Raw genomic sequence first — 12,894 nt, forward strand, 5'->3', positions numbered from 1 at the left:
GCCAAAACCACTCGAAGTGACAATGTAGCAATATGTGGTCAGTTCGAGTATTTACGTAGGAAACGTATCGAGTAGTGACGTTTTATCCTATACTTTTCAACACTTTTAGAAAGTGCTGGTGCATGTCATCGGTATAATCCAAATGGGTGACTATACGTAGCTTTCCTTGCCCCATTCCAATGATGGACACTTGATTTTTGGTCAACTGGTCCAAGAACGCTTCGGATGACATTTTATCCTCGTTGATTTCAAAAATGATGATATTGGTCTCGATGGGCTCCACTTTTTTGATGAAATCCAAGGATTGAAGTACCTCCCCTATTTCTTCAGCCTTTTGATGGTCTTCTGCCAATCGATTTACATTATTTTCCAAAGCATAAATACCTGCCGCCGCCAAGTAGCCCGATTGGCGCATTCCGCCACCAAACACCTTTCTAATGCGCAAGGCTTTATCAATATGGGCTTGGCTCCCCACCAAAACAGAACCAACAGGACACCCCATGCCCTTGCTCAAACACACACTGATGGTATCGAACAATTGCCCATACGCTTTTGGGTCTTCTCCCTTTTTTACCAAAGCGTTCCAGAGTCGGGCGCCATCCAAGTGGTACTTTAGATGGTGACGATCACAGACATTTCGGATTTTCTTTAGTTCCTCAAAATCCCAACAGGCACCGCCACCTTTGTTCGTGGTATTCTCGATACAGACCAAAGTGGTCAATGGGCTATGATAAAAATCTGGTGGATTGATGGACGCTTCTACCTGTTCGGCCGTCATCATGCCGCGATGGCCATCTACCAACTTGCAGGAAACCCCGCTGTTAAAGCTTACACCTCCCCCTTCGTAATTGTAGATGTGGGCATATTTGTCACAAATAAGCTGGTCCCCAGGCTGGGTATGTATTTTTATGGCCGTTTGATTGGTCATGGTACCACTCGGAAAAAAGAGCGCGGCTTCCATCCCAAAATAATCGGCGACCTTGGCCTCCAGTTCATTTACCGTGGGGTCGTTTTTAAACACATCATCCCCTACTTTCGCATTCATCATGGCCTCCAACATTCCTGCTGAAGGTCTAGTGACCGTGTCACTTATCAAGTTTATTTCCATACAATAGTTTAGTCCATACAATCCATTCCAATTGGCGACCCATCGGGTATTGTGGAAACTGGAACAAGTTTGAATTCCGAAGGTTCTTTCATAAAGGCATCAATACGCCTTACCATTTCTGCAGAAATCGCATTTTTACCATCTGTCAGCAACTGGGTCTTTACATCGTTCAAAACCTCATTGGCAATGGCATTTACCTGTGGGTGCACCGCATCGTGGGCGGCAAGGTTCATTAAGTGATACAGCACCCTAAAGTTAATGGAATGCTGTACTTCTTCTTCATAATCATCCCGATGCGAGCGATCAATGGTCGCTTTTACGGTCTCATCCAACACCTCTCTGAGTCCCATTTGATTTTTATCCAAACTCTTTTGCTGAATCAATCGGGAGGCGCGTTCGGGGTGCAACAGCAATTCCAACGTCATGTCGGCCGCAGTCTCGGCTGCGGAAAGGGCATCAAAGCTAACACCTGTGCGACCCTTGAAAGATTCCCTTGAACGGTCAAAACCGATGGCACGTGGCGGAAAGAGGTCCAGTTTATCCTTGGGTACCGCAATCACTTCGGCATCCAACGTTTTTAATATGGACTCCAAAGCTTTTTCCTGAACCGTCTGGTCGATAGCTTTTACAGGAGTTTGTCCATCACCTTTTACGGCATAATTGTAATCCAGTCCGCCAATGACTTTTGAAACCGCTTCGGTTTGATATCGATGAAAGAAATAAATGGGCACAAACACATCTTCAAGCACGGAATAGGCTTCTCCTGTTTTTATGTTATCCACAGAAAAATTTTGAATAGCCTTTTTCCGGATTTCCAACATCTGTTCCAGTTCTTCACTGGCAACTTTACCATTGTCCCATAGATGGGCCAATGCATGGGCTCCCCCTTTTGGGCGAGCGTCTTGGTCGGAAAGATATCGGAGACCTTCTTGCTGTGCTTTCTCCAAAATGGTATTCAGAGCTTCCTTTTCGTCGGTCCCACTGGGGAAATCGGAATAGGCATAGGCCACTGTGACTTTATCCCACTCTCCAATACCGGTATCGTAGGCATTTTCAAAACTGATGTCACCTCCTTTGAGCTCAAATTGTGGATGTGGATAATCCATTACAGAGGCCCTATTGTTGGTGCTTGCCGCAAAATTGTGGGCAAACCCTAGAGTATGTCCTATTTCGTGGGCAGAAAGTTGACGTATTCTTGCGAGGGCCAACTCCAACATGGGTTGGTAATTATCATCCCTTTCTGCAAAAGGCTTGTCCATCAAAGCCTGCGCAATCATAAAGTCCTGACGGATTCGAAGACTTCCCAAACTTACATGTCCCTTTAGGATTTCGCCTGTTCTTGGATCTACCACACTGGCTCCATAGCTCCATCCCCTTGTGGAGCGGTGTACCCATTGCACCACATTGTACCGAACATCGAGAGGGTCGGCATCATCGGGCAGCATTTTCATTTGGAAGGCATCCTTATAACCTGCTGCTTCAAAGGCTTGGTTCCACCATTTTCCGCCATCTAACAGAGCGGAACGAATTGGCTCCGGAGTTCCATTATCCAAATAATAGATAATCGGTTCTACAGCTTCACTCACTTCCGCATTCGGATCCTTCTTTTGCAAACGGTGTCTTCTGATAAATCGCTTTACCAAGGATTCTTGTACTGGGGTCGCATAATCGTAGTATGAAAAAGGATAACCTCCACTTCGGGGGTCATAGGCTCGTTTTTCAAAGTTATCGTCCGGCAACTCAATCAAGGAATGGTGCTGGGCCACGGTGACCAAGCTGGGTGTTGGTGTCACGGAACGAATCCAAGCACCGTCAGGCTCACCTTTAAAGGTAAGGGTCACATCAAACTCCACATTTTTGGGAAATGCCTTGGTACGATCAAAAGCCCAGGCACTTTTGGATTTATCCAAACTGTACGAACCCTGCTTAGCTCTTTTTAAACGGTTGGCAACCCCATGGGCATCCCGCATCAAAAAATCGGTAAAATCTATCAGGTAGCTCCCTTTCGATTCTTCTACAATCTCAAATCCTTCCAAAATGGATTTGGCAAAAGCCTGCTCTACTGATTTTCTTTCCAATTCATTATCGGTGATTGCTCTAAATTCAAGGTTAGGCTGAACCAATAACAGTTTTTTTCCTGCTTTCCTGAAAAAAACCACCTGTTCGTTGCCCAGCTGTCCGCGGTCTAAACCAATATCATTGCTTCCTATACCGCTGCTCAGGGAATACACATATAAAAAATCCTTCTCCAAATCATCTACTTGGAGGTAAATCTTATCTGTGGAATCGTCGTAATAAAAATCGAAATAGCCTTTGAATTTTTGGAAATCCTTGGTCTTTTCAAAAGTTTGGGCCCCAAGTGCAGTACAAATAAAATAGCATAGGGCAATTAAGGTAGTTGTGTTCTTCATGAGCTGGTTGAATTAGTGGCTTAAAAATATGGAAATCATTTTAAAATACCCCGACCAAAAATCAGTATCGCGATTTAATAGGGAATTTCGTAAAATGTGACACGCCCGATTGTAAATTTTCATCTTTTATGACTTGGGAATTTTCCTTTTGCCATTACGATAGTATTGAAGATATCTCAAGGTCATTTGCGGAAAGAAACTTATTTTTACCCCAAAATAAATTACATGGTAACCACAGATCATCAAAAAGATCTTATTGAGCGCCTTGGTGCGTTAAGGAGGTATCTTTGACATTGATGCCAAACGTATTGAAATAGAGAACGAGGAAGAAAAAACCCTTGCTCCTGGCTTTTGGGACAATCCGCAGGAAGCCCAAAAGCAAATGCAGTCCATCAAATCCAAAAAGAAATGGGTAGAAGATTTTGAGGAAGCCAAAACTTTGATCGGCGACCTTGAGGTCCTCATGGAGTTTCAGCAGGCTGGTGAGATTTCCGAAGGAGAAGTATCCGCACAATTTGATAAGGCCATCGACGCCATTGAAAAATTGGAGTTCCGAAACATGCTTTCGGAGGAAGGTGATGAGCTGACGGCAGTGCTCCAGATAACCGCAGGTGCCGGTGGCACGGAGAGTTGTGATTGGGCCTCCATGCTCATGCGCATGTACATGATGTGGTCCGAAAAAAACGGATACAAGATCAAGGAACTCAATTACCAAGAAGGTGATGTAGCCGGAATTAAGACCGTAACCTTGGAAATCGAGGGAGAATATGCCTTTGGATGGCTAAAAGGAGAAAACGGTGTGCATCGTTTGGTACGCATCTCCCCTTTCGACAGTAACGCCAAAAGACACACTTCTTTTGCTTCGGTCTATGTGTATCCTTTGGTAGACGACAGTATCGAAATTGAAGTGAATCCTTCCGAAATCGAAATCACAACGGCACGTTCCAGCGGTGCTGGAGGTCAAAATGTGAACAAGGTGGAAACCAAGGTTCAATTGGTACACAAACCTACAGGAATCCAAATTTCCTGTTCCGATTCAAGGTCCCAGCACGACAATAGAGCAACCGCCATGAAAATGCTGAAATCACAGCTCTATGAAATCGAACTGCGTAAAAAGCAGGAAGCCAGAGCTGAAATCGAATCTTCCAAAATGAAGATTGAATGGGGCTCGCAGATCCGAAATTATGTCATGCATCCGTATAAATTGGTGAAAGATGTACGCACAGGCGAGGAAACTGGTAACGTTGATGCCGTAATGGATGGTGAGATTGATGCATTTTTGAAGGCCTATTTAATGATGATGGGGCAAAAAGAAGAACAAAACTAAATTAGAGACATGATTAAAATTTACCATAATCCAAGGTGCAGAAAATCCCGAGAAGGTTTGGCCATCTTGGAAAAGTCGGGCAAAGCATTTGAAGTGGTCAAATATTTGGATGATGTACCGAGCGAAGCTGAACTGAAAACCTTGATTGCCTATTTGGGCATTGCTCCGATTGACTTGGTTCGAAAGACAGAGGCGATTTGGAAAGAAAAGTTCAAAGGAAAAACCTTGACCGATGATGAGGTGGTGACCGCCCTTGCAGAAAATCCAAAACTCATTGAACGGCCTATTGTTGTAAATGGGAAAAAGGCGGTTGTCGGTAGGCCGCCAGAGAACATTTCCAACTTACTATAAGCTTGATAACCAGTTACATTTAACACCGTTTCCACGGAATATTTGAACCTAAATACTATCTTTATCCCATGAAAAGAAAACAACTCCTCTTCTACATCACTCTTTTGGCGGGTATTTTATGTGTAAACGATATGTCTGCGCAATTTGGGTCGCAGTTTGGCAATCGAAGCATGTATGGTAGGGGCAGAACCTCCATACCACAGGCGGGACCCGTGGAATCCCAAAAAGAGGAAACACCTCCAACGGCGGAAGAAATTGTGGATTCGCAAATGCCATCCATCACAGAAGCCCTTGAATTGGACCCTTTTGAACAGGCCGTGGTGCGAACCTCCCTAGTCCAATCTGTACAACAGCGTATCGAACTTCAGATTTTGCAATTGGAACCTCTAAAAATGAACGAGGAGATGCAAAAAATTAAACGGCGCCAGGATGCTGAACTAAAGGCGGGACTTCCAGAGGATAAGTTCGAGGCTTTTATGGAATTGCAGGAGAACCAGTTCAAGGCCAAAAAGAAAAAGAAGAAGAAAAAGAACAAAAAAGACAAAGGTTAACAATTCTTTAAGGTCATTCGCCGGCTCAATTCCGTTGTTGAGGGATTAATATTTTAAGTGCGTTTATTTTCTGTCAATTTTGCGGCATAAAAATCAAACTATGCACAGGATATTTATCCCGTTTTTGCTTCTGACCTTTACTACATTCCAAAGTGTAGCCCAACAAAATCAAAAACCCATTACCATATCTGGAACTGTGGTCGACTCCGAATCAGGTCAACCCTTGGAGTATGCCACTTTTGTTTTGCAGAATGCAGATAGCCCAGATGAGGTGACCGGGGGCATTACCGATCTAGATGGTAAGTTTGAAATTGAAACCCCTCCTGGCAAGTATAATATCCGTGTCGAATTTATTTCCTACAAGACCTATTCACGTCAAGGACAACTTTATGATGCTACCACCAACTTGGGCACCATTAGCCTATCTCCTGATGTAGCGCAGCTTGCAGAGGTTGAAGTGGTCGGGGAAAAAACTACTGTTGAGGTCCGTTTGGACAAAAAAGTATACAATATAGGTAAAGATATCACCACAAGTGGTGGAAACGTAAGTGATGCCCTAGGGAACATTCCATCCGTATCTGTGGATGTGGAAGGAGGCATCAGCCTTCGGGGAAACGATAACGTGCGTATTCTTATCAATGGAAAACCATCTGCTTTGGCAGGTTTCGGTTCTACTGATATCTTACAACAATTACCTGCCGACGCCATTGAAAAGGTCGAAGTAATTACCAGTCCTTCGGCCCGTTATGACGCAGAGGGTACGGCAGGTATTCTTAACATTGTCCTCAAAAAAGAGAAAACCCTAGGAATCAATGGTTCCATCAATGCTACCATCGGAGATCCGTTGAATGCCAGGGTTACCTCCAATTTTAATATCCGGACAGAAAAGTTCAATATTTTCAATACGCTGGGATACTTCAAAAGAAAACCCCCAGGAAATGGATTTTTTGACAATAGGTATTTGACCGATCTCAGTGATTTTGACCGAATCATAGAAGACAGGGATATTAATAGGGATGATAATGGTTTGAGCCTGAACATTGGAATGGAGTATTTTTTGACCGAGAAATCCTCCGTTACCGGTAGTTTTTTCTACCGATGGTCCGATGAGAACGATTTGACCGAAAACGACAACCAACGTTTTATGGACGGCGAGCTGAGCAGTAGAACCTTTAGAACTGAAAATCAGCTTGAAAACGACAATAGTTATCAAGTATCCTTCAACTACACCAACCGTTTTAACGATGATGGCCATGAATTGACGGCGGACTTTCAATATTCGTATGATGATGAGGATGTGCTGACGGAAATCCAAGAAAGCAATATCGTACCCAACACAGATTTGTTGGCACGTGAAAATATTTACGAAATCCAGACGCAGGACGATATCTTGGCCCAAATCGATTATGTATTGCCAATGGGCGATGCGCAATTTGAGGCCGGTTATCGGGGTACGTTTGAAAAAGAGGTGAGTGATTTTCAATTAGATACCCTGAACATAGGAACAGGTGAATTTTCGACCAATCGAGATTTGACCAACGTATTTACCTATCGGGAAAACGTAAATGCGATATACACGCAATACGGAAACAAATATGGCAAGATATCAATGTTGCTGGGCTTACGTTTGGAAAACACAGAGCTTATTGGTAGCGTAGATTCTACAGTGGATGGCGAAGCCTTGCAACAAATTGTGGGCGAAGACGTAGATTTGAATTTTGATAAAAACTATCTTGGGCTTTTCCCAACGGTAAACCTTATTTATGAGATTTCCAAAACGGAAAACATATCCCTTGGTTATAACCGTAGGATCAATAGGCCTAGAGGATGGTTTATCAACCCCTTCCCTTCTCGGTCAAGTAGGACCAATGTTTTTCAGGGTAATCCGGATTTGGACCCTGCCTTTGCCAATGCTTTTGATTTGGGATACTTGAAACGTTGGAAAAAATTGACACTTACCACATCGGTGTATTATCAGAGGGAGACCAATTCTTTTGAGCGTATTCAAGAGGAGACAGGAGAAATCACTTCGGACGGTATTCAAATTATTCGTTCAGTTCCCATTAACCTTTCTACCAACGAACGTATCGGTGCCGAAGCTGGAGCCATTTACAACCCAGCCAAGTGGTGGCGCTTAAATGGTAGTTTCAACTTTTTTACATTTAATTCAGAAGGAACTTTTAATGGTGTGGATTTTGGGGCAGAGAACACCAGCTGGTTTGCAAGAATGAGCTCCAAATTTACCTTGCTAAAGAAAATAGACCTTCAGTTGAATTCTTTTTACATGGGTCCTACCCAAAATGCCCAAACCGAGAATAAGGGTATGTTCTCTCTTAACTTGGCCATTAGCAAAGATTTGTTCAAGGATAACGCGACCGTTTCCTTAAATGTCAGCGATGTTTTCAACTCCAGAAAGCGAATGTCGTTCACGCAAACCCCTACCTTTACCTCCGATAGTGAATTTCAATGGAGAGCAAGGCAGGTGAACCTATCCTTTATTTACAGATTTAACCAACCAAAGGAACAACGTCGTCGTGGACAGGACAGGCAAGGTGGAGGTGATGATGATGAGGGAGAGTATTAAAAAACGGTTTAGTTCCCCCGAAACTTGAACAGGAAAAGCAGCCATATGGCTGCTTTTTTTATTCTGATACTTCGATAGAATGTGTGAAATAAAAAAATAGCTTTCGATGGTAGAAAGCTATTTGATTGGATAAAAAAAAGGAAGCCATTGGCTTCCTTTTGTATATTTTATTCTTCAAGCTGGGCCCGCTTGGCCTCTCTTCTTTCTTTGAACATCTCCCTAAGGTTTCCAATCAACCAGTAAGGTACCACGAAGGTCAACAGGAATATCATCAACCAAAAACCGATTGTCAAAATTGTTAGAAACGCTAAAAAACCTAAATATTGGTCAAATTCAAACATCTTTACTCCTTTTGTTTTAACAAAGATACTTTCTTCTTATCAAAAAAAGCAAATGCTGGGGCAAAAAAAGTGTATTTATCGCCATCAATTACCAAATAAATACCTGATATCCTACCTTTGTGAAACAAAATTTAAAACTATGGGTTTTAGGATTGAAAAAGATACCATGGGCGAGGTTAAAGTACCCGCCGACAAATATTGGGGAGCCCAAACGGAGCGTTCCCGAAACAACTTTAAAATTGGGGCCCCGGCATCCATGCCCTTGGATGTGGTTTATGGTTTTGCCTATCTGAAGAAAGCCGCAGCTTACACCAACCACGAATTGGGTGTGCTGAGCCAAGAAAAAAGGGATTTGATTGCCCAGGTATGTGACGAAATACTCGAAGGCAAGCATGACGACCAGTTTCCTTTGGTAATCTGGCAAACGGGTTCTGGTACCCAAAGCAACATGAACGTAAACGAAGTGATCGCCAATCGTGCACACGAAATTGCAGGGAAAAAAATCGGGGAAGGTGAAAAAACTATCCAGCCCAATGATGATGTCAACAAGAGTCAGTCCTCCAACGATACCTTTCCTACGGGAATGCACATTGCCGCTTATAAAAAGATAGTGGAGGTAACCATTCCTGGTGTAGAACAGCTACGGGACACTTTGCAGAAAAAATCCGAGGAATTCAAGGACGTGGTAAAAATCGGAAGGACCCACTTAATGGATGCCACTCCCCTAACCTTGGGCCAAGAGTTTTCTGGCTATGTATCCCAATTGAACCATGGTTTGAAAGCTTTAAAAAATACACTTCCCCATTTAAGCGAGCTTGCCTTGGGAGGTACGGCTGTTGGAACTGGTCTAAACACACCCAAAGGGTATGATGTACTGGTTGCCAAATATATTGCCGAGTTTACTGGAAAACCATTCATTACCGCAGGAAATAAATTTGAGGCGTTGGCTGCACATGATGCCATCGTGGAAAGTCATGGTGCCTTAAAACAATTGGCGGTTTCCTTGAACAAAATTGCCAACGATATCCGGATGATGGCTTCTGGTCCGCGTTCCGGTATCGGGGAAATCATAATCCCAGCCAACGAACCAGGGAGCTCCATTATGCCTGGAAAGGTGAATCCCACCCAGTGTGAGGCATTGACCATGGTCTGCGCACAGGTGATGGGTAATGATGTTGCCATTTCCGTTGGTGGTACGCAAGGACATTACGAACTGAATGTCTTTAAACCGATGATGGCTGCCAATATTTTGCAATCTGCCCAATTATTGGGCGATGCCTGTGTAAGTTTTGATGAAAACTGTGCTGCTGGTATTGAACCCAACCACGAGACCATAAAAACCTTATTGAACAATTCTTTGATGTTGGTTACCGCTCTAAATACCAAAATTGGTTACTACAAGGCGGCGGAGATTGCCAACACGGCCCATAAAAACGGAACTACCTTGAGAGAAGAAGCCGTAAACCTTGGCTATGTAACTCCAGAGGAATACGACGAATGGGTGAAGCCCGAAGATATGGTAGGCAGTTTAAAATAGAAATGCTGATTTTAGTTATAGAAAAAAGGCCCGTCCAAAATTGGACAGGCCTTTTTATTTATGGTGATAGTGTGTTTACTATTTCAATTCGAAGCTAGATGTACCCAATAGTTTCAATTGGTTGTCATACACATTTACCATGTAGTTTCCTTCTTGGAAATCACCACTTGGCTTGTTAATGTAATCGCATACATCCAATGCGTCGTTCTCGTAGTAGAAGTTGGTTCCTTTACTGTAAGTTAAGGAATTACCTTCTTCTGTGGTCTTGGTCAAACCTTCACCCAGCACATTACCTTGTGGCCCAAGAACCTCGATATAGAATTCTCTGTCGCCAGCCTCAGCGATTACGTTATCGGCAATAGTAAAGCAAACTTTAAATTTATCGGTAGCTCTAGCTCTTCTGGTTGAAACCAATTTACCGCTATTTCTTTCCTTGATGGCATCAACACTGATAGTGCTCAGGTTAAGTGCAGAACCTCTTTCTACAGCATCGGCTAATTGTGTGTTCTGGATAATCAGGGAGTCGTTGAAAACGGTTTGTTGCTCCAATTCGGCAAAAGTGCTGTCTCTTTGCATGGCCAACAAGCTGTTGGACTGTGTCAAGGAATCAACTTGCTTCAACAATTTCTCCCTTTCAGCTTTAAGAACGCTCACTTGTCTTCTATATCTTGAAAGTGTGGCAATGTCAGCCTTCATGCTGCTTACAGAATCGATATACTTTGCGATGTTGTCCCTAGCGGCAACCAACTCTTCGTTGGTGGCATTGCTTTCCAAAATTGCTTTGTCGTATTCAGATTTCAAGTTGTTCAAATCCTCTACAACCAATTCCTTCTCTTGAGTAAGGGCCTCTGTAGTTTTCTTTTTATCTTGATACAGACTTACCGTATAAATAATAGTTCCCAAAAGAACTACACCCAACAGACCAGCAATTACTTTCAATCCGTTATTGTTATTTTTTGTTTCAGTCATAACTTTTTGTTTTAATTGATTTTGCGTTTAAGGTTTTTTAATCAATCATGTTCAGTTTATATACGCATAGTATTTTGGTTTGGACTATTTGGATGAAATATTATTTGAAAAAAATTAATATTCTCTCCGTAATCCCTTATTTTTAAGGGTATCTAAAAAATTGAAGATGAAAAGAAATTTCCTCATTACTGCCATAGCATTGTCTATTGTATTAAGTTCATGCAAGAACAAAACTGAAAAAAAAGAAGAAACCGCTGGAATGGAAGAAACCGTTACTGAAACGGCGGTAGCTCCAAACCCAGCAAAGATTACTCCCATTGAACACGCCACTGCGGTAGTCGAATGGGATGGACATACCATATATATAGATCCTGTTGGTGGCAAAGCTGCTTTTGAAGGGCAACCATCACCAAATATGATATTTATTACGGATATACACGGTGACCACTTTAATCCCGAAACCCTTAACGCATTAAATCTGGAAGGGGTTCAAATTGTTGCTCCCGAAGCTGTGAAAATGCAAATGGAGGAAAACCTATCATCCATAACCACTGTCATCAATAATGGTGAAACCAAGGAAATGGCAGGGTTCACAGTAAAGGCCATTCCCATGTACAACCTTCGTGAAGAAGCCAAAGACTTTCATGTTAAGGGAAGAGGAAATGGCTATGTTTTTACGTTTGGAGATGAACGCATCTATTTTTCGGGCGATACCGAAGATATCCCAGAAATGCGCGCATTGGAAAATATTGACAAAGCCTTTGTCTGCATGAACCTTCCGTACACCATGACCGTGGAAAGCGCTGCTGATGCCGTGTTGGAATTTAAGCCAGAGCAGGTATATCCGTATCACTTTAGGGGAAGACCAGAGGTGAGCGATGTGGAAAAATTCAAAACCCTCGTAAACCAAGGTGATTCTTCCATTGAGGTGGTACAATTGGACTGGTACCCCAACGAAGATTACTAATCAAATGAAATAATGTCCTAACTTCTCCGTTAGCATTACGAACTTAACAACCAAATCAAATACACTCGAATATGGTTCCCAAATCCCATGTTTTAGTAGTTATTGTGTTGATTTTTGCCGCACAAACTACCTACGCCCAATGTGATAATTTCTATTCAAAGGTTACCTACGCGCTAAGCCATGGCAAAAAAGCCATGGAAGCCACCAACTTTGAACATCAAATGTATTATGCGGAAAGAGCCTTGACGGCTTTGGAAAAATCGGAAGATTTTATAGCGGAATGCAATTGTGACAAAGCCAAGAACAAAACCTTGGATGCCATGGAAACCTTGGACAAGGCTGTTGAACCTATTGATTGGGAAGCTGGAAGATTCTTTACCAAAAAGGCTGTTGGTGAAATCAATGAATTGATTACCATTATCGACCAATGCACCCTAGGTACGTCCCCTACTGTTGAAGAGACCGTAGGCCTTTCAGAAGAACCAGAAGTAGAGACCCAGACCGAAACAGCTTCTGTGGCCGCTATGGAAATGGAAATGATCAAAGTCTTTGAAAAACACGCCGATGACAAGCTTAAATCAGCAGAACAAGCCATTGACCAATTGATAGAACTTTCAAATTCCATAGGTCCGACAACCGAAGGCGAAGACCCTAACAGTTTGTCGGCCCACCAAAAAGCCTATCTGGAAAAAGCCAAAAGATTATTGGAGGAAGGTATCAAAAATCTCGGTAGAGAAGAATAGTTCCT

General features: G+C 42.8%; 10 protein-coding genes. 7 read left to right on the forward strand and 3 right to left on the reverse strand.

All coding sequences use genetic code 11. The features are described from left to right. Positions 1–82: 82 nt before the first annotated feature. Together EO130_RS13480 and EO130_RS13485 are read right to left on the reverse strand one after the other, a co-directional pair. The gene (locus EO130_RS13480; protein ID WP_127142021.1) at positions 83–1,108 is read right to left on the reverse strand and encodes a threonine aldolase family protein; all 1,026 of its coding nucleotides are present in this window, start codon (positions 1,106–1,108) and stop codon (positions 83–85) included. Between the two features lie 8 nt (positions 1,109–1,116). Then, on the reverse strand, positions 1,117–3,519 hold the full coding sequence (locus tag EO130_RS13485; RefSeq protein WP_127142022.1) for a zinc-dependent metalloprotease: 2,403 nt from the start codon (positions 3,517–3,519) through the stop codon (positions 1,117–1,119). A gap of 225 nt (positions 3,520–3,744) precedes the next feature. Between EO130_RS13485 and prfB the strand changes: the two genes are divergently transcribed. From prfB to fumC, 5 genes are all read left to right on the forward strand, one after another. Next, positions 3,745–4,846 (forward strand): peptide chain release factor 2 gene (gene prfB / locus EO130_RS13490; protein ID WP_127142023.1). Its coding sequence is split into 2 segments (ribosomal slippage): positions 3,745–3,807 and positions 3,809–4,846, totalling 1,101 coding nucleotides; the frame shifts between segments, so codons are not numbered across the junction. 9 nt (positions 4,847–4,855) lie between these two features. Next, on the forward strand, positions 4,856–5,197 hold the full coding sequence (gene arsC, locus EO130_RS13495; RefSeq protein ID WP_127142024.1) for an arsenate reductase (glutaredoxin): 342 nt from the start codon (positions 4,856–4,858) through the stop codon (positions 5,195–5,197). A 68-nt stretch (positions 5,198–5,265) separates the two neighbouring features. After that, complete coding sequence (locus tag EO130_RS13500; protein WP_127142025.1) at positions 5,266–5,748, forward strand: hypothetical protein; 483 nt, start codon at positions 5,266–5,268, stop codon at positions 5,746–5,748. A 100-nt stretch (positions 5,749–5,848) separates the two neighbouring features. Then, positions 5,849–8,332 (forward strand): TonB-dependent receptor, encoded by a 2,484-nt coding sequence (locus EO130_RS13505; protein ID WP_127142026.1) that lies wholly within the window; start codon positions 5,849–5,851, stop codon positions 8,330–8,332. A 480-nt stretch (positions 8,333–8,812) separates the two neighbouring features. After that, positions 8,813–10,210, forward strand: coding sequence for a class II fumarate hydratase (fumC, locus tag EO130_RS13510; protein ID WP_127142027.1), 1,398 nt, complete (start codon positions 8,813–8,815; stop codon positions 10,208–10,210). A 78-nt stretch (positions 10,211–10,288) separates the two neighbouring features. On the opposite strand, the gene EO130_RS13515 is transcribed toward fumC, so the two are convergent. After that, positions 10,289–11,179 carry a hypothetical protein gene (locus EO130_RS13515; protein ID WP_127142028.1) on the reverse strand — a complete coding sequence of 297 codons (891 nt, stop codon included), beginning with the start codon at positions 11,177–11,179 and terminating at the stop codon, positions 10,289–10,291. Between the two features lie 166 nt (positions 11,180–11,345). Between EO130_RS13515 and EO130_RS13520 the strand changes: the two genes are divergently transcribed. Further along, the gene (locus tag EO130_RS13520; protein ID WP_127142029.1) at positions 11,346–12,146 is read left to right on the forward strand and encodes an MBL fold metallo-hydrolase; all 801 of its coding nucleotides are present in this window, start codon (positions 11,346–11,348) and stop codon (positions 12,144–12,146) included. Positions 12,147–12,217: 71 nt separating this feature from the next. Then, complete coding sequence (locus EO130_RS13525) at positions 12,218–12,889, forward strand: hypothetical protein (protein WP_127142030.1); 672 nt, start codon at positions 12,218–12,220, stop codon at positions 12,887–12,889. The last annotated feature ends 5 nt before the right edge of the window (positions 12,890–12,894 follow it).

It is taken from the genome of Flagellimonas marinaquae (genome assembly GCF_003992675.1).
Taxonomy (GTDB): Bacteria; Bacteroidota; Bacteroidia; order Flavobacteriales; family Flavobacteriaceae; genus Flagellimonas; species Flagellimonas marinaquae.

What these genes read in the sequence shown, in the direction of transcription:
- EO130_RS13480 (WP_127142021.1), bottom strand. Translation starts at nt 1,108, where the DNA reads ATGGAAATAAACTTGATAAGTGACACGGTCACTAGACCTTCAGCAGGA.
- EO130_RS13485 (WP_127142022.1), bottom strand. Translation starts at nt 3,519, where the DNA reads ATGAAGAACACAACTACCTTAATTGCCCTATGCTATTTTATTTGTACT.
- arsC (WP_127142024.1), top strand. Translation starts at nt 4,856, where the DNA reads ATGATTAAAATTTACCATAATCCAAGGTGCAGAAAATCCCGAGAAGGT.
- EO130_RS13500 (WP_127142025.1), top strand. Translation starts at nt 5,266, where the DNA reads ATGAAAAGAAAACAACTCCTCTTCTACATCACTCTTTTGGCGGGTATT.
- EO130_RS13505 (WP_127142026.1), top strand. Translation starts at nt 5,849, where the DNA reads ATGCACAGGATATTTATCCCGTTTTTGCTTCTGACCTTTACTACATTC.
- fumC (WP_127142027.1), top strand. Translation starts at nt 8,813, where the DNA reads ATGGGTTTTAGGATTGAAAAAGATACCATGGGCGAGGTTAAAGTACCC.
- EO130_RS13515 (WP_127142028.1), bottom strand. Translation starts at nt 11,179, where the DNA reads ATGACTGAAACAAAAAATAACAATAACGGATTGAAAGTAATTGCTGGT.
- EO130_RS13520 (WP_127142029.1), top strand. Translation starts at nt 11,346, where the DNA reads ATGAAAAGAAATTTCCTCATTACTGCCATAGCATTGTCTATTGTATTA.
- EO130_RS13525 (WP_127142030.1), top strand. Translation starts at nt 12,218, where the DNA reads ATGGTTCCCAAATCCCATGTTTTAGTAGTTATTGTGTTGATTTTTGCC.